The following is a 25782-nucleotide window of genomic DNA, read 5'->3' on the forward strand; positions in this document are numbered from 1 at the left end:
GACTCAGCCGGCTGTGCGGTCGTACCGGGCGACGCCGCCGAACGCCCCGAACCGCTCGGGGTGCTCGTCCACGTCGGACGGAGAGTCGGGCCGCCACAGCGGCATGTGCACCACGCCGGGCTCGAGCAGCGTCCAGTCCCCGAAGAAGCCGGTGATCTCGGCGCGGGACCGCAGCGTGATCTCGGTGTCGGTACGCGCCGAGAGGCGCTGTGCGTCGAGCATCTCCTGGGGCTGGTCCTCGAAGGTGGAGTGCGAGACGACCAGGAAGCTGCCGGGTGCGGCGGCGGCCCGGAGGGTGGCGAGAATGTCGGCCGGCCGGTCGGCGTCGGGGACGAAGTGCACGACCCCGGCGAGCAGGATGCCCAGTGGACGGTCGAAGTCGATCAGGCCGCTGGCGCGTGCCTCGTCCAGGATCAGCTTCGGTTCCCGCAGGTCGGCGTGCACGGCGACGGCCCGGTCGTTGCCGGCGAGCAGTTCCCGGCTGTGCGCCACGGCGACCGGGTCGATGTCGACGTAGACGATCCGGGCCTGCGGGTCGGCGGCCTGGGCGACCTCGTGGACGTTGCCCACGGTGGGGATGCCCGAGCCGATGTCGAGGAACTGGTCGATGCCGGCGTCGAGCAGCACCCGGACCGCACGGCGCAGGAACTCCCGACCGGACCGCATGGTGTCGGCGAGGTTCGGGGTCATGCTGGCGATCTGCTCGGCGAGCCGCCGGTCGATCTCGAAGTTGTGCGCGCCGCCGAGGAAGTAGTCGTAGACCCGGGCGGCGCTGGGCCGGCTCAGGTCGATCTCGGCGGGAAGTCCGTCCGGCGTCTGCATCGCTGTCTGGCCCCCAGTTCGTCGCCGCGGTGCGGGAGGGCACCGGTGTCGACGGCGTGCGCGGGCACGCGGAGCCGCACCGGCCGACCCGCGGATCGTGTGGTGCTGACCACTCTAGGCCCGTCCGCCCAGGTGCGGGAGATCAGCTGACCCCGATCTGTGGCCGGCCGGGCGGCGCGAACAACCCGGACGCCCCGCCGTCACCCTGGGCTGCCACCCGCACACCCGACGGTGACACCTCCACCTCCCGGCTCGGCCGGCCGGCCGGGCACCCGGCGTCGGCCGGTCGGTCGGTCCCCGGGCATTCCCCACCGGCCGGGCCCACTCGACGCCGGTCGACCCGCCGGGCCCACTCGACGCCGGTCGACCCGCCGGGCTCAGTCCACGGATTCCAGCAGCAGCGAGATGCCCTGGCCGACCCCGACGCACATGGTCGCCAGGGCCCGCCGGCCACCCCGGCGACGCAGCTCCAGGGCAGCGGTCAACGCCAGCCGGGCCCCGCTGGCCCCCAGTGGATGCCCCAGGGCGATCGCGCCGCCGTTCGGGTTGACGTGCTCGGCGTCCTCCGGCAGGCCCAACTCGCGCAGCACCGCGATCCCCTGCGCGGCGAACGCCTCGTTCAGCTCGACCACGTCCACGTCGGCCAGGGCGACGCCGAGCCGGCCGAGCAGCCGACGGGTGGCCGGCACCGGACCGATCCCCATGATCCGGGGCGGTACGCCGGCCACCGCCGCGCCGCCGATCCGGGCGAGCGGGGTGAGGTCGTACCGGGCCACCGCCGCCTCGGACGCGACCAGCAGGGCCACCGCGCCATCGTTGAGGCCTGAGGAGTTGCCGGCGGTGACGGTGCCGCCGGACCGGAACGGGGTGGGCAGCGCGGCCAGCTTCGCAAGCGAGGTCTCCCGGGGGTGCTCGTCGACCTCGACCAGCTTCGTCTCCCGCCGGCCGGCGGGCACGGTCACCGGCACGATCTCCTCGGCGAACCGGCCGTCGGCCTGCGCCTTCGCGGCCCGCTGCTGGGAGCGCAGGGCGAACTCGTCCTGGGCCCGCCGGTCGACGCCGAACTCGGCGGCCACGTTCTCGGCGGTCTCCGGCATCGAGTCGGTGCCCCAGCCGGCCGCCATCAGCGGGTTGACCAGCCGCCAGCCGAGGGTGGTGTCGTACACCTCGGCGGCGCGGGAGTAGGGGGTGGTCGCCTTCGGCATGACGAACGGGGCCCGGCTCATGCTCTCCACGCCACCGGCGAGCACCAGGTCGGCCTCGCCGGCCACCACGGCGCGGGCGGCGATGGCCAGCGCGTCCAGGCCCGAGCCGCAGAGCCGGTTGACGGTGCTGCCCGGCACCTCCTGTGGCAGGCCGGCCAGCAACGCCGCCATCCGGGCCACGTTGCGGTTGTCCTCCCCGGCCTGGTTGGCGCAGCCCAGCACCACGTCGTCGACCCGGGACCAGTCCACCGCCGGGTGCCGGGCGACCAGTTCGCGCAGCACGTGGGCGGCCAGGTCGTCGGGGCGCACCCCGGCGAGGGCGCCGGCGTACCGGCCGATCGGGGTACGGACTCCGGACACGAGGTAGGCCACGGTCATCGACGCACGTCCTTCGGGGGTGGGAAGGGGCTGGCGGTGCCGGCGTCGCCCGGATCACAGGGACGCCGGCCGTCAGGATATCCACGCCCGTGCCGAACGGCCCCCGGCCGGGGGTTGCGCCGACCCTCCCGAGCCGGATGGCGGCCGGGACGGCCCGTGACGCCGGCCCGGCGGGCGGACGCCGGATAGGTTGGCGTCATGACCCGGGCCCAGTTCAGCGCAGAGACCTCCGGTGGTGGGGCGTTCGTCCGCCAGCCCAACCGGTTCACCGGCCGGGTCACCCCGCACTCCACCTCGCCCGAGGGCGGTGGGCCGGACGACCAGGGGCGCTGGCCGTTGGAGGCCGGCCGGTACCGGCTGATCTGGTGCCGGGCCTGCCCCTGGGCGCACCGGGCCATGATCGTGCGCGGTCTGCTCGGCCTGGACGGGGTGATCTCGCTGGGCACGGTCGACCCGATCCGCGACGAACGCGGCTGGCGGTTCACCCTCGACCCGGACGGCTTCGACCCGGCGTTGGGCATCGGCTTGCTGTCCGAGGCCTACCTCACCACCGACCCGGACTACACGGGCCGGGTGACCGTGCCGGCACTGGTGGACACACTCACCGGCCGGGTGGTCACCAACGACTATCCGCAGCTCACCCTCGACCTCTCCACCGAGTGGCGACGCCTGCACGCCCCGGACGCCCCCGACCTGTACCCGGTGGCGCTGCGTCCCGAGCTGGACGCGTTGATGGCCGAGATCCACACCGACGTCAACAACGGCGTGTACCGGTGCGGCTTCGCCACCTCCCAGCAGGCGTACGACGAGGCGTACGCGGCGCTGTTCGCCCGGTTGGACGTGCTGTCGCGGCGGTTGGCCGACCGGCGTTACCTGATGGGTGACGCGATCACCGAGGCGGACGTGCGGCTGTTCACCACCCTGGTCCGCTTCGACGTGGCCTACCACGGGCACTTCAAGTGCAACCGGCAGAAGCTGACCGAGATGCCGGTGCTCTGGGCGTACGCCCGGGATCTGTTCCAGACCCCGGGGTTCGGCGAGACGGTGGACTTCGACCACATCAAGCGGCACTACTACGCCACGCACCGTGAGATCAATCCCACCGGGGTGGTGCCGGTGGGCCCGGACACGTCCGGCTGGCTCACCCCGCACGGCCGTGCCTGAGGCCGCCCGTGCGGTCGCCGGCCGGGTCGCCGCCGGCTGTGTGCTGCTCGGCGCGGTCGCGGTGACCGTCGCCGTCGGGGCCGGTCCGGGTGGCCCGTGGCGCGGGTACGTCAGCGAGGCCGGCGTCAGCGACAGCGCCTTCGCCTCGACGTACCGGATGGGGGTGTTCGCCCTGGCGGCGGCGCTGTTGTCGCTGGCCGCGGCGCTGCCGGTGACGTTGCGGCTCGCGGCCGGCCTGCTGCTGGCCGGCGCGGCCGGCACGGTGGTCTCCGGCGCGGTGACGTGCAGCGCCGGGTGCCCGCTGCCGCCGTTCGAGGCGGCGACGCCGGCCGACCTGGTGCACGCCGGGGCGAGCATCGTGGCGGCCGGGGTGACGGTGCTCGCCATGCTGGTGGTCGGGTTCCTCCGGCCGGCGACGCCGGGGCTGCGCCGGGTGGCCCGGGTCGCCGGGGTGGTGGCGTTGCCGGTGGCCGGGGTGGTCGCGCTGGGCCTGCTGACGGTGGGCCGGGGCGACCTGGTGGCCGGGCTGGAACGGGTGTTGCTGGTGGTCTGTGCCGGCTGGGGCCTGGGCACCGCTCTGCTGCTGGCCCGGCACCGGCCGGCCGCCCCCGGACCGGACGACCGGGCTGTGCCCGGCGCGCGGGAGCACGCCGTACGTGACGAACGGATCACCAGGTCGAGAACCTCCGTGTAAGGAGCCTCACGGGGATCGCTCCTTCCACCTGTCGGCCGGCCGGGAGTAGCGTCGACAGGCGATGACCAATGTCTGGCACCTCACCGTGCGCCTGTACGTCGACCTCCGACGCCAGGCCAGTGGAGTCTGTCCGGCGCAGCCGCGCTCCTGACGCCGCCCGCCGACCGACCCCTACCGACCTTGGACGCATCCTGATGGCTTCCACCCTGCGCAAGTTCCCCTTCTCCGCCCAGATCCTGCTCGGCCTCGTGCTCGGCGCGGCGCTGGGCTTCCTCGCCCGCGAGGGCGACCTGAGCTGGCTTGCCGGCACCCTCGACACCGTCGGCGGGCTCTTCGTCCAGTTGCTCAAGCTGGCCGTCCCGCCGCTGGTCTTCACCGCGATCGTGGTCAGCGTGGTCAGCCTGCGCGGGGTGGCCAACGCCGCCCGGCTGGCGCTGAGGACGCTGCTCTGGTTCGGCGTCACCGCGCTGATCGCGGTGAGCCTCGGCATCGGCATCGGTCTGCTCACCAACCCGGGCCGGGGGGTGAGCCTGGACGTCGGCGGCGCGACCGCCCCGAAGACCACCGGCTCGTGGACCGACTTCCTCACCGGCATCGTGCCGACCAACCCGGTGGGCGCGTTCGTCGAGGGCAACGTCCTCCAGATCGTCTTCCTCGCCCTCGTCGTCGGTGCCGCCGCGCTGCTGGTCGGTGCGGCTGCCGAACCGTTCGTCGAGCTCAACCGCGCGGTGCTGGCCATCGTGCAGAAGGCGCTGTGGTGGGTGATCCGGCTCGCCCCGATCGGCACCCTCGGGCTGATCGGCCACGCCGTCGCCGCGTACGGCTGGGACCTGCTGGCCCCGCTGGCGAAGTTCACCACCGCCGTCTACGTCGGCTGCGCCGTCGTCCTGTTCGTGGTCTACCCGTTGCTGCTGGTCACCGCCGGCCGGCTCAACCCGCTGCGGTTCTTCGCCGGTGCCTGGCCGGCGATCGAGTTGGCCTTCGTGTCCCGCTCCTCGGTGGGCACCATGCCGGTGACCCAGCGTTCCGTCGAGCGGCTCGGCGTCCCCCGCGAGTACGCCTCCTTCGCGGTGCCGTTCGGTGCCACCACCAAGATGGACGGCTGCGCCGCGATCTACCCGGCGCTCGCCGCGATCTTCGTGGCCCAGGTCTTCGGAGTGGACCTCGGCGTCGGCGACTACCTGCTGATCGCCTTCGTCTCGGTGGTCGGTTCGGCCGCCACCGCCGGCCTGACCGGTGCCATCGTCATGCTCACCCTGACCCTGAGCACGTTGGGCCTGCCGCTGGCCGGAGCCGGTCTGCTGCTGGCCATCGACCCGATCCTGGACATGATCCGCACCGCCACCAACGTGGCCGGGCAGGCGGTCGTGCCGACCATCGTGGCCGCCCGCGAGGGCATCCTGGACCGCGACGCCTACGCCAACGCCGGCCGGCGCGACCTGACCGACGCCGACGGGACCGACGCCGACGGGACCGACGCCGACGGGACCGCCGACCGGCCGGCCCACCGCGACGACCTGACGCCGGCGCCCGCCTGACCTCGACGGCTGCGATCCCTGCCCCGTCCTGCACCGCCATCAGCCCCTACCGGAGGATCACTCGCATGAGTGCCCTGTTCACCCCGCTCGCCCTGCGCGGCGTCACCCTGCCCAACCGGATCGCCCTGGCCCCGATGTGCCAGTACAGCGCCGGCCCGGACGGCCTGCCCACCGACTGGCACCTGGTGCACCTCGGCTCCCGGGCGGTCGGCGGTGCCGGACTGATCGTCACCGAGGCCACCGCGGTCGTCCCCGAGGGGCGGATCAGCCCCCAGGACACCGGCATCTGGTCCGACGCGCACGTCGACGCGTGGCGTCCGGTCACCGCGTTCGTCGCCGGCCAGGGGGCGGTGCCCGCCGTGCAGCTCGCCCACGCCGGGTTCAAGGCCAGCACCTGGCGGCCGTGGGCGGCCGAACGCGGCGGGGTGCCCGACGCCGAGGGCGGTTGGACGCCGGTCGGGCCCGGGACCGAACCGTTCCTGCCCGACTACCGGCAGCCGACGGCGCTCGACGAGGCCGGGATCGCCGGGGTGGTGTCGGCCTTCGCCACCGCCGCCAGCCGGGCCGTCGACGCCGGCTTCGCCGTCGTGGAGATCCACGCCGCGCACGGCTACCTGCTGCACGAGTTCCTGTCCCCGCTGACCAACCACCGCACCGACGGGTACGGCGGCGACCGGGCCGCCCGGATGCGGCTCACCCTGGAGGTGGCCCGCGCGGTCCGCGCCACCGTCGGCGAACAGGTGCCGGTGCTCACCCGGATCTCCGCCACCGACTGGGTCGACGGCGGTTGGACGGCGGACGACAGCGTCGCGCTCGCCGCCGAGCTGGCCGCGACCGGGGTGGACCTGGTGGACGTCTCCTCCGGCGGGGCGTCGGCCCGGGCGGCCATCCCGGTCGGTCCCGGCTACCAGGTGCCGCTGGCCGCCCAGATCCGCCGCGAGGCGGGCGTGCCGACGGGTGCGGTCGGCCTCATCGTCGAGCCGGAGCAGGCCGAGCAGGTCGTCGCAGCCGGTGAGGCCGATCTGGTGCTGCTCGGTCGGGAACTGCTGCGCGACCCGTACTGGCCGCGCCGCGCCGCCGCGAAGCTCGGCGCCACCCCCGACTGGCCCGACCCGTACGCCCGCGCCTTCTGACCGTCTGCCGACCGGCCTGCGTCGACCACTGCGGGGAGAGTTGTTGTCGCTGGAGCGACAACAACTCTCCCCGATCCCGGGTGGCGCGAGCGGGCGGGCGCGGGACGCAGGACGCGGGTGACCTGGTCAGCCGGCCAGGTGGCCCCAGTCGTCCTCCAGGTCACGCCACGGACCCTGGGCGACGGCCGTGCCGTCGATGAGCACCACCACGTGGTCGGCGCGGACCAGCGCCGCCCGTTTCGAGGTGGAGCCGACCACCGTCACCCCGTGCTCGCGCAGCGCCGCCCACAGGGCCAGCTCGGTGGTGACGTCCAGGGCGGACGACACGTCGTCGGCGACCAGCAGTTCGGTACGCGGGGCGAGCGCCCGGGCCAGCGCCAGCCGCTGCAACTGCCCGCCGGACAGCCGGGTGCCCTTGTGCCCGATGAGCAGCCCCAGCCCACCCCCACCCGCCAGGTCGTGCTCCAGTTGGGCGGTGCTCACCGCACCGGCCGCGTCCACGTCGTGCCCGAGGGCGATGTTGTCGGCGACGGTGCCGGAGAGCACCCGGGGCAGCTGCCCGACGTAACCGACCTGCTGGGGGCGCAGGAACAGCTCCGGTTCGGTCACCGGGTCGCCGTTCCAGCGCAGTTCGCCGACGTGGTGCACGATCCCGGCCAGCGCCCGCAGCAGCGACGACTTGCCGGACCCGACCGGCCCGACCACCAGCACCAACTGGCCCCGGTCGACGGTCAGGTCGACGTCCCGCACGGCGAGGGTGCCGTCGGAGTGCAGTGCCCCGTAGCCGGTCAGCTCCAGCCGGCGCAGTGGCCGGCGCGGCGGCGGCTCCGGCGCGGGGGCGGTGCCGGCGGCGATGTCCACCCCGGGCACCTCCGCCGAGTACGCCCCGATCCCGGTCATCGCCACCGTCCGCCGGGTCCACACCCGAGCCGACGGGTACTGCGAGACCAGGGACGCCGTGGTCCAGGCGAACCAGCGGGCCGCCCCGAGGGTGGAGACGGCGACCAGGGTGGCACCGGCGGAGAGCCCGCCGGTCAGGTAGAGCGCCCAGGCGGCGATCGGCAGCAGGCCACTGGCCACCGACGGGGTGGAGCGGGCCCACACCTGCGCGGCGATCTCCCGCCGCTGCCGATCGCTGCGGACCAGGTCCAGGGCGGAGAGGTGGTCGAGCACCGGGCGGGTCGCCCCGGCCAGTTTGACCGTACGGGCCGCCGACAGCGAGGAGACCAGCGCGGTGGCGAAGGCGGCACGGGCGGCCACGGTGTCCCGGGCGGAACGCTCCAACCGGGGGCCGAACAGGGTGGCAGCCAGCCCCGAGACGGCCATCGTGCCGACGAAGAACAACGCCGGCACCAGGCTGCCCGTGACCAGCGTCATGGTCACCAGGGTCACCAGGGCGATGAGCTGGTCCATCAGGTTGTCGGCGAGCTGCACGACCCGTTCGGTGTCGCCGCTCTGGGCCACCACCTCGGCCGGGGTGTGCCGGCTGGACCGGCGCGGGCCGGTCTGCCCGTGCACCAGCCGCAGACTCATCCGCAGCATCTGCCGTACCCACCACTGGGGGAACCGCAGGTTGGTCCAGTAGGGCAGCGGCAGCACGATCACCAACGCGGCGGCGATGCCGATCGCCGGCAGCCACGGGTCGCCGCCGTCGACGACGTCCGCCCAGAGCCAGGGCAGCACGGTGCCGTCCAGGCCGAGCACGGTGATCACCATGAACAGCGCGACCGAGAGCAGGCCGAAGCGCGGGTCGTTCAGGCCCAGCCGCAGGATCTCCCGCATCGTCCGGGTGGGCGGCAGGGGTGGCAGCGGCGGCGGGTCCCCCTTGGGTACGGCGACCGCCGCCCGCCCGGACACCCCGGCCCCCTCGACACCGGCCCGCCCCGGCCCGACGCCACCCGTCCCGGTGCCGTCCGCCGTGATGCCGCCATCCGGCCCGGTGCCGTCCGGCCCGGTGCCGTCCGGCCCGGTGGCGTCCGCCGTGATGCCGTCCGTCTCGGCCCGGTTCGGCGCGGCCCGGTTCGGCGCGGCGGCGTCCGCCCAGGGGGTGTCGGGCCCGTCCGGGTACAGGTCGCCCGGCCGGCCGGCCTGCGGCCAGGCGGGGCCGGAGGCGTCGGCCTGCGGCCAGGTGCCGCCGGATGCATCGGCCTGCGACCGGGCGGGGCCGGAGGCGTCGGCCCGCGGCCAGGCGGGGCCCGGGCCGTCGAGCAGGTCCACCCCGCCCCGGGCGGTGCCCGTCGGGGCCGCACCCACCGGGGTGTACGCGGCGGCGCGGCTGCTGGCGAGCAGCTCGGCGAAGCGGGCCGAGGAGTGCAGCGGCCCCGCCTCCAGGACCGCCCCGTCGGCCATCACCACCACCTCGTCGCAGCGCCGCACGGAGGAGAGCCGGTGCGCGATGATGATACCGATCCGGTCGTTGAGCAGGCGTTCGGTGGCCTCGCGTACCCGGATCTCGGTGACCGGGTCGAGTCGCGCGGTGGCCTCGTCGAGGACCACCACGTGCGGATCGCGGACCAGGATCCGGGCGAACGCCACCAGCTGCTCCTGACCGGCGGAGAGCACATACCCGCCCTCACCCAGCCGGGTGCGGATACCGTCGGGCAGCTCCGCTACCCAGCCGGTGAGCCCCAGCTCGGCCAGCGCCCGGGGGGCGGCGTCGAGCAGGTCCGGGTCGAACAGGGCGACGTTCTCGGCGAGGGTGCCGGCGAGGATCTCGGTACGCTGCGGCACCACCGCGATCCACCGACGCAGTTCCTCGACGTCCAGGTCACACAGGTCGGTGTCGCCGAGCAGTACCGTGCCGCGCGGCACCTCGACCGCCCGGGTGAGCACCTTGGTCAGGGTCGACTTGCCCGAACCGGTCCGCCCGACCAGCGCGTACGACCGTCCCCGGACGAAGCTGAGCCGGACGTCGCGCAGCGCGGGCGCCCGCTCGTCCTCGCCGGTGGCCGGGTAGCGGAAGGTGAGCCCGCGCAGGGTCAGGTCGCCGTCGGTGGGGGTGACCCCGCCGGAGGGTTCCTGCGGGGCGTCGGAGAGCAGCAGCACCCGGGCCCAGGCGCCGAGGGCGTACTGCAGGTGCGGCACCCAGCGGGCGAGATGTTCGACGGTCGCGCCGAAGCTCAACGCGAGCAGCCAGATCGCGGTCAACCGGGCCCCGTCGACCCGGCCGGTGGTCAACGCCCACGCCCCGGCGAGCACCACCCCGGCGATCCCGACCCGGATGGCACCGGCGGCGACGGCGGTGACCCGCGCCGACATCAGGAAGACCCGGCGGCAGCGGTTCAGCACCTCGGCCGCCCGCCGGGCGTACAACCGCAGCACGTACGGCTGGGCGAGGCTGGTGCGGACGTCGTCCTGGCCGTGCACCGCCTCCTCCATCACGGCGGCCAGGTCGGACCAGGCTTCCTCCTCGAACATCCGGGCCGGGGCGATGGCGGCGGTGGGACGGCGCAGCAGCACGATGAGCAGCACGGTGAGCAGCAGCATCGCCACCCCGGCCGGCCACCAGACGAACAGCGCGCTGAGCGTGGCGAGCAGGCAGAGCACCAGACCCTGCACCAGCCGTACGCCGGTGTTGCGCAGCTCGGAGGCGACCTGGTAGACGTCGTTGTCGATCCGGTCGAGCAGCTCGCCGACCGGGGTGCCCTCCAGGGTCGGCAGGTCTTGCCCGAGGGCGACCCGGCAGAGCCGGCGACGCACGTCGGCGGACCAGTCGGCGGTGATGCCCGCCATCAGCAGCGCGATCACCAACTCGCCGAAGACTGCCACGACCAACGCGACGACCAACGCGACGAACCAGCCGGCCGAGCGGTGCACCAGCACCGGGCCGGCGACCGCCGAGGCGGCGGCCTGACCGGCTGCCCCCAACACGACGAGCACGATCACGACCGTCATGCGACGTGGCGCGGACGCCCAGAGATCACGGAGCAGGCGCATGGAGATTCCCTCCGGAACTCGGGGTGGCGGTACCCCCCAGCCTGACCCCCCGCCCCCCTCCCCTCAACGCATTTACCACCCACCCTCCCCCTCCCCTCTCCCCCCACCCCTCCCCGCCTTACCCCTCTCCCCCCACCCCTCCCCACCCCGCCCCACCCCTCCCCGGTGATCAAGAGGTTTACGTCAAAGTTGATCTTCAAAATGACGTAAACCTCTTGATCAACTGACCTAAAGCTCTTGATCACTGGGACGAGCCGGTGAGCGGCGGGGGCAGGGGGCGGGGGCAGGGGGCGGGGGCGGGGTGGGGGCTAGAGGGTTGGGGGTGGGGTGTTCGGTGAGGTGGGAGGGCCGGGGCGGTCAGAAGAGGATGGTGGCGAGGGTGCCTACGGGGCGGAAGCCGCAGTGTTGGTAGACCCGGCGCGCGGGGAGGTTGAAGTCGTTGACGTAGAGGCTGACCGTCGGGGCGACCCGGAGCAGCGCGTCGCGTACCACGGCGGCCATCGCGGCGGTGGCGATGCCACGGCCCCGCCACTGCGGTGCCACCCAGACCCCCTGGATCTGGGCGGTCCGGCGGGTCACCACCGCCAGCTCGGCCTTGAACACGACCTCCCCGTCGATCATGCGGGCGTACGCCCGACCGGCTCGGACCAGGTCCTCGACCCGTCGGCGGTAGGCCCGGCCGCCGTCGTCGGCCAGCGGTGACACGCCGACCTCCTCGGCGTACATGGCGACCGCCGCCGGGAAGAGGCGGGGCACCTCGTCGGGCCGGACCCGGCGCACCTCGGGGTCGACCGGGATGCGGGGCGCGGTGTCGGTGGCCAGTAACGGCTGGTTGGGGCGTACGTCACGGGCCGGCCCCCAGTGGTCGGCGAGCCGGTCCCAGAGTCCGAGCACCGCGTCGGCCCGCCCGACGATGGACGAGCAGAGCCGCTCCTCGCCGGAGAGCTGCTCGGCGAAGGCGGCGACCGCCGACTCCGTGGCGAGGATCGGGGTGAGGTTGCCGCCGAGCCAGCAGATCGACTCCAGGTTGCGACGGGTGCCGTAGCCGAGAATGCGCCCCTCGGCCCGCCACCAGGCCAGCCCTCGGGCGGAGACCCGCTCGGCGACCTGCGCGCCCGCGAACGGGTCGAGGTCGAGCAACCGCTCGACCGCGCGGCGCTCCGATTCTCCCAGTTGGCGTACGGGCACCGTCAGCACGGTTCCAGCCTGCCAGATGCGGGTGGTGGTCCGCCGGGCGACCGGCGCAGCCGCGCGACAGTCGACCCGGACCGGGCCTCATCGTGAACACTCTTGTCGACGACACTTTGGCGATATATCGTTGATGCATCAGCGACACTCCACGGAAGGAACGACACGATGGGATTCCACCGACGGATGCAGGCCCTGCAAGAGGCACGGCAACGCGGCTTCGGCTTCCCGCCCATGCCACCCGGCCCGCACGGGCACGGGGGTTGGGGCGGCGGCCGGGGTGGTCGCGGGCGCGGCCGGGGACGCCGGCCCAACGTCCGGGCCGCCGTGCTGGCCCTGCTCACCGAGCGGCCGATGCACGGCTACGAGATGATCCAGGAGATCGACTCCCGCACCGGCGGGGCCTGGCGGCCCAGCCCCGGATCGATCTACCCGACCCTGCAACTGCTGGAGGACGAGGGCGTCATCGCCGCCAGCACCGACCCGGCCGGCGGCGGGCGCAAGCGGTTCGGCCTCACCGACGCCGGTCGGGACGAGGCCACCACGGCCGCGCAGACCCCGCCCTGGGCCGAGTTCGCCGAGGACACCGTCAACAGCTGGCACGACATCCGCGACGCGGGCGCGCAGGCCATGCACGCGCTGCGCCAGGTGATGATGACCGGCACCGACGACCAGCGGGAACGCGCCGCCCAGGTGCTCGACGAGACCAGACGCAAGCTGTACGCGATCCTCGCCGAATCCGAGTGACCGCCGGGCACGACCCGGCGACCCGGCCAACGGCCACCCGCGACGTCCGGGCCCGGCACGGCGAACCCCGCCGGCCGGCCCGGACCGCCGCCACCCATCAGCCCGGCCCTCGCCACCATCAGCCCGGACCGCCACCATCAGCCCGGACCGCCGCCACCATCAGCCCGGCCCTCGCCACCATCAGGCCAGACCGGACCACCACGACCCCGAGCCGGGTCACCGGGCATCCCGGCGACGATCACCTCGTACCGACGAAGGCGGCCCTCCCACCGGGAGGGCCGCCTTCGTCGACGGTGGATCAGTGCACGGTGACGGTGGGGCCGGGGACGAGGTCGCGCAGCTCCTCGGGGATCTCCGCGCCCATCTCGTCGGCGATCCGCAACGCCTCCTCGATCAGCGTCTCGACGATCTGCCCCTCGGGGACGGTCTTGACGACCTGCCCCTTCACGAAGATCTGCCCCTTGCCGTTGCCGGAGGCGACACCCAGGTCGGCCTCGCGGGCCTCGCCGGGCCCGTTCACCACACAGCCCATCACGGCGACCCGCAGCGGGACGGGCAGCCCCTCCAGGCCGGCGGTGACCTCCTCGGCGAGCTTGTAGACGTCCACCTGGGCCCGGCCGCAGGACGGGCAGGAGACGATCTCCAGGCCGCGTTCGCGCAGGCCCAGCGACTCCAGGATCTGGTTGCCGACCTTGATCTCCTCGACCGGCGGGGCGGACAGCGACACCCGGATCGTGTCGCCGATGCCCTCGGCGAGCAGCGCGCCGAAGGCGACGGCCGACTTGATGGTGCCCTGGAACGCCGGGCCCGCCTCGGTCACCCCCAGGTGCAGCGGGTAGTCGCACTGCTCGGCGAGCTGCCGGTACGCCCGGATCATCACCACCGGGTCGTTGTGCTTGACCGAGATCTTGATGTCCCGGAAGCCGTGCTCCTCGAACAGCGAACACTCCCACAGCGCCGACTCGACGAGCGCCTCGGCGGTGGCCTTGCCGTACTTCGCGAGCAGCCGCTTGTCCAGCGAGCCGGCGTTGACGCCGATCCGGATCGGCGTACCGGCGGCGGAGGCCGCTGCGGCGATCTCCTTGACCTTGTCGTCGAACTGGCGGATGTTGCCCGGGTTGACCCGGACGGCCGCACAACCGGCGTCGATCGCGGCGAAGACGTACTTCGGCTGGAAGTGGATGTCGGCGATCACCGGGATCTGCGACTTGCGGGCGATCGCCGGCAACGCCTCCACGTCATCCTGACTGGGTACGGCCACCCGGACGATCTGACAACCGGACGCGGTCAACTCCGCGATCTGCTGGAGCGTGGCGTTGACGTCGGAGGTGAGGGTCGTCGTCATCGACTGCACCGAGACGGGGGCACCCCCACCGACCGGCACCGAACCGACCATGATCTGGCGACTGACCCGGCGCGGGGCGAGCGGCGGGGGCGGTACGGCGGGCATACCGAGACTGACAGCGGTCACTTGGGCACTCACCTCGTGAAGAGCGTGATCGGGTTGACGATGTCCGCGGTGGCGGTGAGCAGCGTGAACGCCCCACCGATGAGGATCACCGCGTACGTGATGGGCATCAGCTTGAGGTAGTCGACCCGGCCCGGGTCGCGCCGGCCGATCCGGGCGTAGAGCCAGGAGCGGGCCCGTTCGAACCAGGCGATGGCGATGTGGCCGCCGTCCAGCGGCAGCAGCGGCAGCAGGTTGAACACGCCGACGAAGAAGTTCAGCGAGATGAACAGCAGGACCAGCAGCTGCCAGACGCCGTTCTCCAGCGCTTCGCCGCCGAGCCGGCTGGCCCCGACGACGCTGATCGGGGTGTCCTTGTCGCGTTCGCCGCCGGTGACGGCGGTCCACAGGGCGGGGATCTTGTCGGGGATCCGCTTGAGCGCCTCGTAGGTGCCGACGGCCAGGTCCTTGGTGTAGCCGGCGGTGGCCGGGATGGCCTCGACCGGGCCGTACGTGACGTTCGCCGGGACGCCGGGCGGGAGCATCGGGCCGGCGACGCCGAGGGCGGAGACGGTGACCGGGGCGCCGTTGGGGTCGTCGAGCGGCTTGCGTTGCACGGCGGCGAGATCGGCGCGGACCTCACCGGCCACGCCGTCGCGCTCGTACCTGATGGTCGCGGGCTGGCCCGGCGGGAGGTCGCGGACGGTCTTGACCAGCGCGGTGTAGTCGGCGACGGCGACCCCGTTCACCGCGACGATCTTGTCGTCGTCGCGCAGCCCGGCCTGTTTGGCGGGGCTGACCGGGTCACCGGGGGCGCACTCGCGGGCGGCGTCGGTGGGGATGACGCAGTCGACGACCTTGACGTGCGCCGGCAGCGGGTTGGGCAGGTCCTTGTTGGGCAGGCCCATGAACATGGCGGCCAGCCAGATCGCGATGATCGCCAGCGCGAAGTGGGTGACCGAGCCGGCGGACATCACGATCGTCCGCTTCCAGACCGGGTAACGCCACATGGCCCGCTTCTCGTCACCGGGTTCGACGTCGTCGTCCTGCGGCGTCATACCGACGATCTTGCAGAAGCCGCCGAGCGGGATGGCCTTGAGGCCGTACTCCGTCTCACCCCGGCGGAACGACCAGATGGTCGGCCCGAAGCCGACGAAGTAGCGGGTGACCTTCATGCCGAACGCCTTGGCGGTCAGCATGTGACCGGCCTCGTGCAGGCTCACCGAGATGAGGATCGCCAGGGCGATCACCACCACCCCGAGCAGATAAAGCATCAGGCTTCCTTCCCCGACCCCGCGATGATCTCCTGCGCGTGCGCGCGCGCCCACGATTCGGCGGCGAGTACGTCCTCGACCGTACCCGGTTCGCCGAAATCGGGGGCCTCCTCCAGCACCCGTTCCAGGGTGTCGACGATGCCGAGGAACGGTAACCGGCCGGCGACGAACGCCGCCACGCACTCCTCGTTGGCCGCGTTGTAGACCGCCGGTCGGCTGCGACCCGCCTCGCCGGCCGCCTTGGCCAGCGCCACCGCCGGGAACGCCTCGTCGTCGAGGGGGGCGAACTCCCAGGTGTGGGCGGTGGTCCAGTCCACGGCGGCGGTCGCGTCGGGCACCCGGTCGGGCCAGCCGATGCCGAGCGCGATGGGCAGCCGCATGTCCGGCGGGCTCGCCTGGGCCAGGGTGGAACCGTCAACGAACTCGACCATCGAGTGGATCACCGACTGCGGGTGCACCATCACGGTGATGTCGGCGTAGGGCACGTCGAACAGCTCGTGCGCCTCGATCACCTCCAACGCCTTGTTGACCATGGTGGCCGAGTTGATCGTGACGACCGGGCCCATGTTCCACGTCGGGTGGGCGAGCGCCTGCTCCGGGGTGACAGCGGTCAGCTCGTCGCGCCGCCGCCCCCGGAACGGTCCACCGCTGGCCGTGACGACCAGCCGCCGTACCTCGCCGCGGGTGCCGCCGCGCAGACACTGGGCCAGCGCCGAATGCTCCGAGTCGACCGGCACGATCTGCCCCGGCCGCGTCACCGCGGCCTTCACCAGCGGGCCGCCGGCCACCAACGACTCCTTGTTGGCCAACGCGAGGGTACGACCACAGCGCAGCGCGGCCAGCGTCGGCGCGAGCCCGAGCGACCCGACCACCCCGTTGAGGACCACGTCGCCGGGCCACTGCGCCAGCTCGGTCATGGCGTCCGGACCGGCGATGATCTTCGGCAGCCTGAAGTCCCCGGTGGCCCAGCCGCGCCGACTCGCCTCGGCATAGAAGGCGAGCTGGAGATCCTGCGCTGCGGACGCCTTGGCCACCCCGACCGCGTCCACGCCCAGCTCGAGGGCCTGGGTGGCGAGCAACTCGACGTTGCCGCCACCGGCACCGAGCGCCACCACCCGGAACCGGTCCGGGTTGCGCCTGACGATGTCGATCGCCTGGGTGCCGATCGAGCCGGTGGAGCCGAGCAGTACGAGATCCCGGGGAGTTGTCACGCGGCCATTCTGCCCCGGCCCCGCTGTACTCCCGCTGGGAGCCTCACCCCTGAACGTCCGCCTCCCCGCCCGACTTCTCCCCGCCGGGCGGTTCCGCCTCCTCGACCGGTGCCTCCTCGCCGAGCGGTTCCGCCTCCTCGACCGGTGCCTCCTCGCCGAGCAGGTCGGCCGGATCGATACTGAACGCGAAGGGCTGCCGCATGACGAACGTCGTCCCGGCGGCAGCGGCCGCGACCGGCCGGTACTCCCCGTCGGTCAACTCGAAGAGCGCGATGGTGGGCACCCGGTTGCGCAGGTCGACGCGGAGGAAGAACGGGACACCGGCGGCGGCATACTCGCGGGGCCGGTCGATCACGTCCTTGCGCCGGTTACCCGGCGAGACGACCTCACCGAGCAGCACGGCGTGGCCGATGTCCATCGTCGTCCGCCCACCACCGGGAACGTCGAGGATCACGATGTCAGGAATGAAGAGGTCGGCACCAGAAATGATGTTGGCTTCGGCGTAGAGCCACAGCTTTTCTCGGCGGGCCGCCTGCTTGAGCAGGTAGGCCAGATCCAGCTCGGCATTCTGATGGTCGTATCCGGCATGTGGTGTCACGATCACGCTTCCGCTCAGGACCTCAACCTTGGGGCCGTTGGTCTCCGGCAACAGGTCGAGGGCGAGCTGGGCGGTCCACGGCTCGTCGTGCCAGCGCAGCACGTCGAACGACGGCCCGGTCGGCCGGTCGGTCGACCCTTGCGACTGACCGCCGGACTCGGGCCTCTGGGACGTCGGGTCGGGCGACTGCGGCGCGGGCTCGGGCACGAATGCGGCCTGGGCCATCCGGGCTCACCCCCTCAGCGGAACATCCTGCTGGTCCCAGCCTAATCGCCGCAGCCCCCGGAGCCGCCCGTCGCACCGCCAGTGCGTCTCCCTACACCTGCCCGCCCGCGTTGATCAACACGACGGGGCCGATGTGGGGGTGTCCGGGCAGCGTGGACGCCCCCACATCGGCCCAACTGAGTCGATCACCACGTCGGGGCGGGCGCGGCGGCCTCGTCGCGGTGACGGGTGACCACCCCGGCGTCGGTGCGCCGACGACACCGCCGAGCCGCCGACGGTGGGCGCTTCGGCAGCGGTACGGCTCAGGTGCGGGCGGAGTTCAGGTCACCCGAGCGGGTCACGGCGACGAAGCCGGCCCAGGCGGCGGGGGCGAAGGTCAACACCGGGCCGCCCCGGTCCTTGCTGTCCCGCACCCCGACCACCTGCGGCAGATTCGTCGCCACCTCCACACAGGTGGAGCCACCGTTGTCGCTGCGGGTCGACTTGCGCCAGACTGCGCCGCTCAAGTCCATGACTTCGCCAACTCCCGTATGAGATCCCGGGACGCCCTGCGTGGCAGTGCTTCGCCGCGAAGGCTCTCCCATCTGCGCTGAAGGCTATCAACGTCATCCGGCCGGTCCGTGATGTGAGCGCGCAGCGCGCTGTCCAGATGCGCCACCTCTCCGCCGTCGGGCACGCGGACCAGGATGAACGGGCCGGCCAGCCCGGCGTGCATCCCCGCATCCGCCGGCACCACGTGCAGGCTGATGTGCGAGTGCTCGGTCAGCCGCAACAGATGCTCGAACTGCTCGACCATCACCGCGGGCTCACCGATCGCCCGGCGCAACACCGTTTCGTCGATCACTGCCACCACCTCGGGCGGGTGCTCCCGGGTCAGCACGGTCTGCCGTTCCATTCGGGAGGAGACACGCTGCTCGACCTCACTCTCCCGGAGCATTCCACCGCCGTGCAGCACCGCGCGGGCGTACGCCTCGGTTTGCAGGAGGCCGGGGATGAGAGACGGCTCGAACCAGCGGATCAAGGTCGCCTCCCGCTCCACGCTGATCCACTCGCGCAGCCACGGGGGTGCGGAGTCGGCGCGGACCAGGGCGAGCAGCCGCTCGAAGAGGCCGCCGGCCTCCAGGGCGGCGTCCGCGCGGGTGACGAAGTCCTGCGACGGCGTCCGGTGGCCGATCTCCACCATGCCCACTAGCGACGACGAGTAGCTGATCTGCTGGGCCAGATCCTCCTGGCTCAGCCCGCGTTCCCTGCGCGCCCGGCGCAACTCCGCGCCGAGGAATTCCAGGGTCGACATCGGTCCGCCGGTCATCACACCTCCACCACACGTCTGCCAGCGCCGGCCACCTGCCCGGACCCGGTCGGCACAACCGACGCTGAGGTCCCGCGCCGTCTTCCGACAGTAGTCGCGTCCACAGCAGAGTGTGAACAGGCGGCAGGTCGCTGGTGGCCCCGGCAAGGCGTCCGGGGCGCGGCAGCGCAGGCGGAAGGAATAGGCGGATGAGGAAGCGCGACAGGCCCGTACCGACGACGCCCCGGCACCGGCGGGACTGGTCCCGGTGGGGTCGGCACTGCACCTGCGGGCTGCGCTGGCCGTGCCCGGACCGGCTGGCCGCCGTACCGCTGCGGGAACCGCCACCGCCCCCGTTGCCCGCGCCCCGACACCCCCGGTGGAACGGCCCCACCGCCGTCTACTGGGTGGGCGCGGCGGGCCTGGTCACCCGGGGTCAGGCCCGCCGGGCGAACGGCCGCCACCGGTGACCCCGCCGGAGCACCGCGCGCGGCAAAGGCGACCGACAGCCACCCCATTGGCGGACGACGCGCAACGAAGGCAATCGGCGGCGACCCCGCTGACGGACGACACGCGGCGGGGGCAACCGGCGGCGGTCCGGCCGGAAGGTGCCGGTCGGCACGTCGCCGCCCGGCCGGCCTGGCGGTGCCGGGCCTGCGCCGCCCCGTGGCCCTGCCAGCCGGCCAAGCTGAGCCTCCGCTGGGAGTACGCCCACGACCGGCCGGCGTTGGCGATCTACCTGTGCCTGCTCATGCACGACGCGATCACCGACGCGCTGCGGGTCGGCACCGGCACGGTCGACCCGGCCGCCTACTTCGCCCGCTTCCTCGCCTGGACCCGCCACGACCGGCCACAGCCCGGGGCGTCGCCCGCGACCTCGGGAGAGGGTTGATCATCACAACGGGGCCGATGTGGGGGTGTCCACGCCGATCGGACACCCCTACATCAGCCCCATTGAGTTGATCACCGCTTCGACGGGCCCGGCTCGGACCCACGGCGGCCGGGGAAGGCGGTCAGCGACCCGGGGACGGCTGGAGGAAGGCGATCACCGCCCCGGGACCGCTGGGGTAGGCCGTCAGGCGTAGGTCTCGAATTCGGCCACCTTCGGGGTGGCAGCAGAGCTGTTGATCCGGAAGGTGACCTTCTTCAGCGAGGTCCGGGCGAAGGTGATCACGCCGGCCCGGCTGCCGGAGGCCAGCACCGCGCCGGTGTCGCCGTTGAGGACCTGCCAGGAGGTGATGCTGCCGGCCGAGCCCGACGCCTCCCGGATGTTGATCGAGGAGATGCCGGTCGCCGAGCCCCACTTGATCGAGATGTCACCGGTCGACCCGGCCGGCGACCAGAAGGTGCCCATGTTGCCGTCGCGGACGTCGCCGTAGCTCGTACCGCTGGCCTTGCTGGAGCCGTCGGAGCCGGCGCCGATGCTGAGGTTGGTCCCGCCGGGGTTGCTGGTGGGCGGCGGGGTGGTCGGGGCGGGGGTGGTGGGGGCCGGCGTGGTCGGCGCGGGCGTGGTCGGTCCCGGGGTGGTCGGGGTCGGCGTGGTCGGCGAGCAGCTTCCGTTGGACTCCTTGAGGCCGGTGTTCGCGCCGGCCGTCTGCCGGACGATGTCCGGCACGCAGCTCGCCCCGTCCAGCCGGTAGGAGTACGGGATGCTGACGCTGGTGTTCGACGGCATACCCGGCCCGGCGGGGTTGGTCTCGCTGCCGGGGCTGGACCAGGTCACGCTGTCCAGGATGTTGCCGCTGGCCTGCCAGTAGCCGGCCTCGCTGGTGTAGAAGGTGCCCAGCACGTCCCGGGAGTTCTTGAAGTAGTTGTTCTCCACCTTGGCCCGCGCACCGGCCCGGGAGTTGATCCCCGACTCGTTGAGCTGCACGTACGAGTTGTTGTAGATGTGCGCGATCCCGCCCCGCAGCAGGGGCGTACGGGAGTCGATGTTCTGGTAGAGGTTGTGGTGGAAGGTGACGAAGCCGTTGCCCCGGTCGCTCTCGCTGGAGCCGATCAGGCCGCCCCGGCCGGAGTTGCGCAGGATGCTGTACGACAGCGTCACGTACTGGACGTCGTCCTTCATGTCGAACAGCCCGTCGTAACCGGCCGACTCGCCGCCGGACGCCTCCAGCGTGGTGTGGTCGACCCAGACGTTGCGCACGCTGCTCTCCATGCCGATGGCGTCACCGCCGTTGGAGATGGGCGAGCCCGACTTCTTGACGTTCCGCACCGTCACGTTCTGAATGATGATGTTGCGGGAGTCGCGGATGTGGATGCCGAGCTGGTCGAAGACCGCACCGCTGCCGACCCCGACGATGGTGACGTTGCTGATCTCCTTCAGCTCGATCTTGTCGGCTGCGGTGTTGCAGCTGTTGCCGGAGACCTTCGTGGTGTTGCCGTGGTTGATCGTGCCCTGCACCTCGATGACGATCGGGGTGCTGCTGCTGGCCCGATTGCACAGGGCCGCGTGGATCGCGGTGCCCGTGCTGGCCCGTACCGTCTGGCCGCCCGCGCCGCCGGTGGTGCCGCCGTTCTGGGTGGCGTAGCCGCTGGCGCTGCCGGCCGCCGCCGACGCCTGGTGCACCGGCAGGGCCACGCAGATCGCGGCACCGACGGCGGCCGTGGCCAGCCCCGCCTGGACTCGTCGTGCAACTGGTCGTCTCATCCTCGCGTCACCTTTCTCAGTACCTGGTGGTGGTGCCGCCGCCGGGGGGTGTGGTGCCTGGTGTGGTGCCCGGCCGGGCGGCGGTGATGGTGGTGATCCTGCGAACCTCTGCGCGCCGGGGACGGGCCGGGCCTTCGCGGCCGTCGGGCGGAGTCGCCGGTCGGCCAGGGTGGTTGCGCCGGGTACCGGATCGACCCGCTCACCGTGCTGCCGCGCACGGCGAACTGATGCCTCCGGCGGCAGCAGAACTCGCCGGGACACCCGCACTGAGCATCTGGAAAGCGCTTTCCACAAGCGAGGATAGGACGACGTCGATCGATACCGCAAGATGTCGTCCGGATTGCGGGCTAATGACCGCCTGAGGTGGCTATCGGCCACCTGGGGAGCCCGGGAGCGCCCGGCGCACGAAGGTCTCCAGTTCCTCACCGCCGTACCAGTCGGTGCGCCGACCCAGGTGGGTCATCCCGAGCCGGCGGGCCACCGCCATCGACGCCCCGTTGCCGGGGGCCACCACCGCGTACACCTGCCCGGTGCCGGTGGCGAGTTCCCGGTCGACCAGGACGCGGGCCGCCTCGGTGGCATAGCCGTGGCCCCACGAGTCGGGGTGCAGGTGCCAACCCACCTCGATGTCGGCGGTGGGCACCTGCTCGTCCCGGCCGGGCAACGGCTTGAGCAGGATCGTGCCGACCACCAGGCCGGTGTCGCGCACCTGCACCGCCCAGGTGCCGTACCGGTCGCCATGGTCGGCGTGCCGGGCCCGCCAGAGCGCCAACCGGTCGGCCGCCTGCGCCGGGTCGGCCAACGGCAGACCGGGGGCCGCGCCCAGCCAGCGCACCACCTCGTTGCGGGAGTAGATGTCGAAGATCCGGGCCAGGTCGGCCGGCGAGTCGGTCCAGTTCCGCAGGATCAGCCGGTCGGTGGTGAGCACGGTCATGTCGCGGGATCGTAATGCGTGCCGACGGACGTGAGGGGGAAGAACACCACGATGGGCGCATGGCAGCGTACGAAGCGGATCACCAGTGCCGCGTTCCGGCCGGTACGCGGGCGGGACCTCTCCCTGCACGCCGCCGCGATCACCTTCTACGGGGCGATCGCCGTGGTGCCGGTGGCCCTGCTGGCGATCTGGCTGACCTCGCTGCTGGCCGGCGCGGACCGGGTACGCCGGCTCACCGCGTACGCCGTGGAGACGCTGCCGGACGCGATCGGTGCGCCCGAGGCGGTGGACGCGCTGGTCAACGCCGGGGTGCAGTTGACCCCGCTGCTGGCGCTGGCCTCCCTGCTGCCCGCCTCGCTCTACGGTGAGGGGCTGCGCCGGGCGTTCGTCTCGGTGGCCGTCGCCCCCAACCCGGACGAGTCGCTGGTCGGCTGGCGGGGGCGGTTGCTGCTGCTGCCGCTGCTCGCCCCCGCCCCCGCCCTGCTGCTGTCGATCCTCATCGCGCTGCCCACCACCACCCGGCTGATCCGGCAGGGTGGCTGGGTCGCCGCCCTCGGCATCGTGCTGTCGTTCCTGGCGGTGTGGCTGGTGCTCACCCCGGTGCTGATGTGGGTGTTCCGGGTGGTCGGGCCGGCCTCACCGGACTGGTTGTCGACGCTGGCGGTCGGCTCGTTCACCGCCGCCAACCTCTCCGGCTTCCTGCACGGCTTCGTGCTGTTCTGTTCGCTCCCGCTGGACCTCGGTGTCCCGTTCGGCGGCTTCGACCCGGTGGGGGCCGGCGTCGCGGTGCTGCTCTGGCTCTACCTGTTCCACGTGATCGTGCTGGCCGGCTACTCGGCCACCCTCGCGTTGTCCCGCTGGCGGGCCCGCCGCGTCGCCGCCTCCGGGTCGACGTCCGGCTCGGGGTCGACCGCCGGCTCGGGGTCGACGTCCGGCTCCGGGAGCGCGTCCGCAGGCGTCGATGCCGCAGCGGCCACGGCGAACCAGCCCGAGGCATCCGCCGACCCACCCCGGGTGCCCGCCGCCGGGGCGGGCGGCACCCGCGGAGCGGGCGGCGGCGACACGGGCGACGCCGACGCTGACGTGTCCGGGGTCGTCGGCGGATCCGCCGGGTCGTCGGTCTCGCGCAGGCCGTAACGGGCCCAGAGCCGGGCCAGGGGTGCCGGGGCCCACCAGTTCCACCGACCCAGCAGCCGCATGGTCGCCGGCACGAGCAGCGCCCGGACCAGGGTCGCGTCCACCACGATCGCCACGATCATGCCGACACCGATCAGCTTGATGTAGGCCATCCCGCCGGTGGTGAAGCCGGCCACCACGATGATCAGCAGCAGCGCGGCGGCGGTGATGATCCGGCCGGTGCGTTGCAGGCCGGTGGCGACCGAGGCGGTGTTGTCGCCGGTGCGGTCCCACTCCTCGCGTACCCGGCTGAGCAGGAACACCTCGTAGTCGGTGGCCAGCCCGAACAACACCGCGAGCATGAGGATGAGGTTGCTCGGCTCGATGAACCCGGTGGAGGTGAAACCGAGCAGACCGGCCAGGTGGCCGTCCTGGAAGATCCAGACCACCACGCCGAACGACGCGCCGATCGACAGCAGGTTCATCAGCACCGCCTTGACCGGCAGCACCACCGAGCCGAAGGCGAGGAACAGCAGCAGCAGGGTCGCGCCGGCCATCAGCAGCGCCATCCACGGCAACCGGTCGCCGAGGCTGTCCAGCAGGTCCACGTCGGCGGCGGGCCGCCCGCCGACCAGCACCTGCGCCCCGGCCGGGCCGGGCAGGTCGCGCAGCGTCCGGACCAGGTCGCGGGCGTCGTCGCCGGTCGGCTCCCCCGGGTAGCTCACCGACAGCAGGGTCGACTCCCCCTTCGCCGCCGTGACCTGGACCCCGGTCACCCCGGGCAGCGCCGCGATCCGGTCGGCGAACGGTCGCACCGCGTCGGCCGCAGCCCCGGAGACCAGCACCTCGATCGGGGCGATCGTGCCGCCGGGGAACTCGGCGGAGATCCGCTCGGAGACCACCCGGGGTGCGGCGTCGGCCGGCAGCACCCGCTCGTCGACCCCGCCGAAGGTGATCCGCGCGAACGGGGTGGCCAGCACGGCGAGCAGCACCGCGACCCCCACCAGGTAGAGCGCCGGCCGGCGCATCACGCTGCGCGCGATCCGGGCCCAGGCACCACCCTCGTCACCCGTCGCCCGCCGGTCACCCCGCGTCCCCCGCCGCCACGGCAGCGGTACGCGCACCGCGTCCACCCGGTGGCCGAGCACCACCAGCAGGGCCGGCAGCACGGTGAGCGCCGCCAGCATGGCGATCAGGACGGCGGCCATCCCGCCGAAGCCCATCGACCGCAGGAACGGCTGCGGGAAGATCAGCAGGCTGGCCATGGCGAGCGCGACGGTCAGCCCGGAGACGAACACGGTACGGCCGGCGGTGAGGATGGTGCGCCGGATCGCCTCGGCGGTGCCGTGCCCGGCGGCCAACTCCTCCCGGAATCGGCTGATGACGAACAGCGCGTAGTCCACCGCCATCCCGAGCCCGATCAGGGTGATCACGTTGATCGCGAAGATCGACACGTCGGTGACCAGGTTGACCAGGCGTACCGCCACGAATGCGCCGAGGATGGCCAGGCCGCCGACGAGCAGCGGGGTGCCGGCGGCGACCAACCCGCCGAAGATCAGCACGAGCAGCACCAGTAGCACCGGCATGGACAGCAACTCGGCCCGGGTGATGTCCTCGGTGCTCTGGGTGGTGGCCTCCGCCTGGAACGCCACCAGCCCGCCGACGTCGGTACGCAGCCCGGGTGCATCCAGCGCGGGGCGCAGCGCCGTGAACTGCGCCGAGCGGGCGTCCTCGTCACCGCCGGTCAGCTTGACCAGCGCGTAGGTGGCCCGCCGGTCCTCGGCGACAAACGCGGGCGCGGGCGTGTCGTACCAGGTGGTCACCTCGGCCACCTCGGCGCGCTGGCGCAGCCCGGCCACGGTGGAGGTGACCGGGTCGCGGAACTCCGGGTCGTCGACGGACGCGGTACCGCTGGACCAGAGCACGATCACGTCGGCACCCTGCCGGCCGAGTTCGGCGGTGACCCGCTGCACGGTACGGCTGGACTCGCTCGACGGGTCGTCGAACCCGCCCCCGGTCAGCTCCCCGAACACCCCGGCGCCCCAGGTGGCCCCGACGGCCACCAGCACCCCGGCGGTGGCCAGCACCACCCACCGGGCACGCACCACCACCCGCCCCCACCAGGCGAACATCCACCTCTCCCCTCGTCGACCCCCACCGACCCGCCGTCACCCACACCCGGGCCGTCGACCGGCGGAGACCGGTGTCGGCCCCGCAGCGATCGCCGTCCACTA

The 25782-nt window shown here is 73.0% G+C and carries 20 protein-coding genes and 1 pseudogene; 8 read left to right on the plus strand and 13 right to left on the minus strand.

What is annotated here, in order from left to right:
• Positions 1 to 3: 3 nt before the first annotated feature.
• On the minus strand, positions 4 to 822 hold the full coding sequence (locus AB0C22_RS09955) for an SAM-dependent methyltransferase (RefSeq protein ID WP_208569286.1): 819 nt from the start codon (positions 820 to 822) through the stop codon (positions 4 to 6).
• Positions 823 to 1199: 377 nt separating this feature from the next.
• Positions 1200 to 2405: a 3-oxoadipyl-CoA thiolase gene (gene pcaF, locus AB0C22_RS09960; protein WP_219468417.1), complete on the minus strand. Its 1206-nt coding sequence runs from the start codon at positions 2403 to 2405 to the stop codon at positions 1200 to 1202.
• Positions 2406 to 2603: 198 nt separating this feature from the next.
• Between pcaF and AB0C22_RS09965 the strand changes: the two genes are divergently transcribed.
• The 4 genes from AB0C22_RS09965 (at position 2604) to AB0C22_RS09980 (ending at position 6934) form a co-directional block, all read left to right on the plus strand.
• A complete protein-coding gene (locus tag AB0C22_RS09965) occupies positions 2604 to 3569 on the plus strand; it encodes a glutathione S-transferase C-terminal domain-containing protein (RefSeq protein ID WP_357534514.1) in 966 nt (321 codons plus the stop codon).
• Positions 3562 to 4263, plus strand: a complete 702-nt coding sequence (locus AB0C22_RS09970; RefSeq protein WP_357534516.1) for a DUF998 domain-containing protein — start codon at positions 3562 to 3564, stop codon at positions 4261 to 4263. Before AB0C22_RS09965 ends, AB0C22_RS09970 begins: the two co-directional genes overlap by 8 nt.
• Before the next feature lie 206 nt (positions 4264 to 4469).
• Positions 4470 to 5801 carry a dicarboxylate/amino acid:cation symporter gene (locus AB0C22_RS09975; RefSeq protein WP_357534869.1) on the plus strand — a complete coding sequence of 444 codons (1332 nt, stop codon included), beginning with the start codon at positions 4470 to 4472 and terminating at the stop codon, positions 5799 to 5801.
• A gap of 65 nt (positions 5802 to 5866) precedes the next feature.
• Complete coding sequence (locus AB0C22_RS09980; RefSeq protein ID WP_357534517.1) at positions 5867 to 6934, plus strand: NADH:flavin oxidoreductase/NADH oxidase; 1068 nt, start codon at positions 5867 to 5869, stop codon at positions 6932 to 6934.
• Positions 6935 to 7060: 126 nt separating this feature from the next.
• Here AB0C22_RS09980 and AB0C22_RS09985 read toward each other — a convergent pair whose 3' ends face one another.
• Positions 7061 to 10870 (minus strand): ATP-binding cassette domain-containing protein, encoded by a 3810-nt coding sequence (locus AB0C22_RS09985; RefSeq protein ID WP_357534518.1) that lies wholly within the window; start codon positions 10868 to 10870, stop codon positions 7061 to 7063.
• Between the two features lie 357 nt (positions 10871 to 11227).
• Positions 11228 to 12067 (minus strand): DUF4081 domain-containing GNAT family N-acetyltransferase, encoded by an 840-nt coding sequence (locus AB0C22_RS09990; RefSeq protein ID WP_219468403.1) that lies wholly within the window; start codon positions 12065 to 12067, stop codon positions 11228 to 11230.
• A gap of 159 nt (positions 12068 to 12226) precedes the next feature.
• On the opposite strand from AB0C22_RS09990, the gene AB0C22_RS09995 reads away from it, so the two are divergent.
• Positions 12227 to 12805, plus strand: a complete 579-nt coding sequence (locus AB0C22_RS09995; RefSeq protein WP_219468400.1) for a helix-turn-helix transcriptional regulator — start codon at positions 12227 to 12229, stop codon at positions 12803 to 12805.
• A 298-nt stretch (positions 12806 to 13103) separates the two neighbouring features.
• Here the strand turns inward: AB0C22_RS09995 and ispG are convergent, their stop codons facing one another.
• The 6 genes from ispG to AB0C22_RS10025 all read right to left on the minus strand — a co-directional run bounded on the left by ispG (position 13104) and on the right by AB0C22_RS10025 (position 18869).
• Complete coding sequence (gene ispG, locus AB0C22_RS10000) at positions 13104 to 14276, minus strand: flavodoxin-dependent (E)-4-hydroxy-3-methylbut-2-enyl-diphosphate synthase (protein WP_219468397.1); 1173 nt, start codon at positions 14274 to 14276, stop codon at positions 13104 to 13106.
• A gap of 8 nt (positions 14277 to 14284) precedes the next feature.
• Positions 14285 to 15526 carry a site-2 protease family protein gene (locus AB0C22_RS10005; protein ID WP_219468394.1) on the minus strand — a complete coding sequence of 414 codons (1242 nt, stop codon included), beginning with the start codon at positions 15524 to 15526 and terminating at the stop codon, positions 14285 to 14287.
• Complete coding sequence (gene dxr, locus AB0C22_RS10010) at positions 15526 to 16737, minus strand: 1-deoxy-D-xylulose-5-phosphate reductoisomerase (RefSeq protein ID WP_208569277.1); 1212 nt, start codon at positions 16735 to 16737, stop codon at positions 15526 to 15528. Before dxr ends, AB0C22_RS10005 begins: the two co-directional genes overlap by 1 nt.
• Before the next feature lie 43 nt (positions 16738 to 16780).
• On the minus strand, positions 16781 to 17560 hold the full coding sequence (locus AB0C22_RS10015; protein ID WP_357534521.1) for a Uma2 family endonuclease: 780 nt from the start codon (positions 17558 to 17560) through the stop codon (positions 16781 to 16783).
• Positions 17561 to 17862: 302 nt separating this feature from the next.
• Positions 17863 to 18072: a DUF397 domain-containing protein gene (locus AB0C22_RS10020; protein ID WP_219468388.1), complete on the minus strand. Its 210-nt coding sequence runs from the start codon at positions 18070 to 18072 to the stop codon at positions 17863 to 17865.
• Positions 18063 to 18869 carry a helix-turn-helix transcriptional regulator gene (locus tag AB0C22_RS10025; protein WP_357534523.1) on the minus strand — a complete coding sequence of 269 codons (807 nt, stop codon included), beginning with the start codon at positions 18867 to 18869 and terminating at the stop codon, positions 18063 to 18065. Before AB0C22_RS10025 ends, AB0C22_RS10020 begins: the two co-directional genes overlap by 10 nt.
• A 188-nt stretch (positions 18870 to 19057) precedes the next feature.
• On the opposite strand from AB0C22_RS10025, the gene AB0C22_RS10030 reads away from it, so the two are divergent.
• The gene (locus tag AB0C22_RS10030; RefSeq protein ID WP_219468385.1) at positions 19058 to 19318 is read left to right on the plus strand and encodes a hypothetical protein; all 261 of its coding nucleotides are present in this window, start codon (positions 19058 to 19060) and stop codon (positions 19316 to 19318) included.
• Between the two features lie 89 nt (positions 19319 to 19407).
• Complete coding sequence (locus AB0C22_RS10035; protein WP_357534871.1) at positions 19408 to 19740, plus strand: hypothetical protein; 333 nt, start codon at positions 19408 to 19410, stop codon at positions 19738 to 19740.
• A gap of 183 nt (positions 19741 to 19923) precedes the next feature.
• On the opposite strand, the gene AB0C22_RS10040 is transcribed toward AB0C22_RS10035, so the two are convergent.
• Both AB0C22_RS10040 and AB0C22_RS10045 read right to left on the minus strand, forming a co-directional pair.
• A complete protein-coding gene (locus tag AB0C22_RS10040; RefSeq protein WP_357534525.1) occupies positions 19924 to 21498 on the minus strand; it encodes a pectate lyase in 1575 nt (524 codons plus the stop codon).
• A gap of 367 nt (positions 21499 to 21865) precedes the next feature.
• Positions 21866 to 22432 carry a GNAT family N-acetyltransferase gene (locus AB0C22_RS10045; protein ID WP_357534527.1) on the minus strand — a complete coding sequence of 189 codons (567 nt, stop codon included), beginning with the start codon at positions 22430 to 22432 and terminating at the stop codon, positions 21866 to 21868.
• Positions 22433 to 22483: 51 nt separating this feature from the next.
• On the opposite strand from AB0C22_RS10045, the pseudogene AB0C22_RS10050 reads away from it, so the two are divergent.
• Positions 22484 to 23305: pseudogene (locus AB0C22_RS10050) on the plus strand (YhjD/YihY/BrkB family envelope integrity protein); the annotation flags it as partial.
• Here the strand turns inward: AB0C22_RS10050 and AB0C22_RS10055 are convergent.
• Positions 23263 to 25680: an MMPL family transporter gene (locus AB0C22_RS10055; RefSeq protein WP_357534529.1), complete on the minus strand. Its 2418-nt coding sequence runs from the start codon at positions 25678 to 25680 to the stop codon at positions 23263 to 23265. The pseudogene AB0C22_RS10050 and the gene AB0C22_RS10055 sit on opposite strands and share 43 nt — an antisense overlap.
• Between the last annotated feature and the right edge of the window lie 102 nt (positions 25681 to 25782).

Origin of the sequence: Micromonospora sp. NPDC048894, from assembly GCF_040649765.1 — a bacterium.
Taxonomy (GTDB): domain Bacteria; phylum Actinomycetota; class Actinomycetes; order Mycobacteriales; family Micromonosporaceae; genus Micromonospora; species Micromonospora antibiotica.

Coding starts and splice junctions, on each gene's coding strand:
- AB0C22_RS09955 (WP_208569286.1), bottom strand. CDS start 822: ATGCAGACGCCGGACGGACTTCCCGCCGAGATCGACCTGAGCCGGCCC.
- pcaF (WP_219468417.1), bottom strand. CDS start 2,405: ATGACCGTGGCCTACCTCGTGTCCGGAGTCCGTACCCCGATCGGCCGG.
- AB0C22_RS09965 (WP_357534514.1), top strand. CDS start 2,604: ATGACCCGGGCCCAGTTCAGCGCAGAGACCTCCGGTGGTGGGGCGTTC.
- AB0C22_RS09980 (WP_357534517.1), top strand. CDS start 5,867: ATGAGTGCCCTGTTCACCCCGCTCGCCCTGCGCGGCGTCACCCTGCCC.
- AB0C22_RS09985 (WP_357534518.1), bottom strand. CDS start 10,870: ATGCGCCTGCTCCGTGATCTCTGGGCGTCCGCGCCACGTCGCATGACG.
- AB0C22_RS09995 (WP_219468400.1), top strand. CDS start 12,227: ATGGGATTCCACCGACGGATGCAGGCCCTGCAAGAGGCACGGCAACGC.
- AB0C22_RS10005 (WP_219468394.1), bottom strand. CDS start 15,526: ATGCTTTATCTGCTCGGGGTGGTGGTGATCGCCCTGGCGATCCTCATC.
- AB0C22_RS10015 (WP_357534521.1), bottom strand. CDS start 17,560: ATGGCCCAGGCCGCATTCGTGCCCGAGCCCGCGCCGCAGTCGCCCGAC.
- AB0C22_RS10020 (WP_219468388.1), bottom strand. CDS start 18,072: ATGGACTTGAGCGGCGCAGTCTGGCGCAAGTCGACCCGCAGCGACAAC.
- AB0C22_RS10025 (WP_357534523.1), bottom strand. CDS start 18,869: ATGACCGGCGGACCGATGTCGACCCTGGAATTCCTCGGCGCGGAGTTG.
- AB0C22_RS10030 (WP_219468385.1), top strand. CDS start 19,058: ATGAGGAAGCGCGACAGGCCCGTACCGACGACGCCCCGGCACCGGCGG.
- AB0C22_RS10040 (WP_357534525.1), bottom strand. CDS start 21,498: ATGAGACGACCAGTTGCACGACGAGTCCAGGCGGGGCTGGCCACGGCC.
- AB0C22_RS10045 (WP_357534527.1), bottom strand. CDS start 22,432: ATGACCGTGCTCACCACCGACCGGCTGATCCTGCGGAACTGGACCGAC.
- AB0C22_RS10055 (WP_357534529.1), bottom strand. CDS start 25,680: ATGTTCGCCTGGTGGGGGCGGGTGGTGGTGCGTGCCCGGTGGGTGGTG.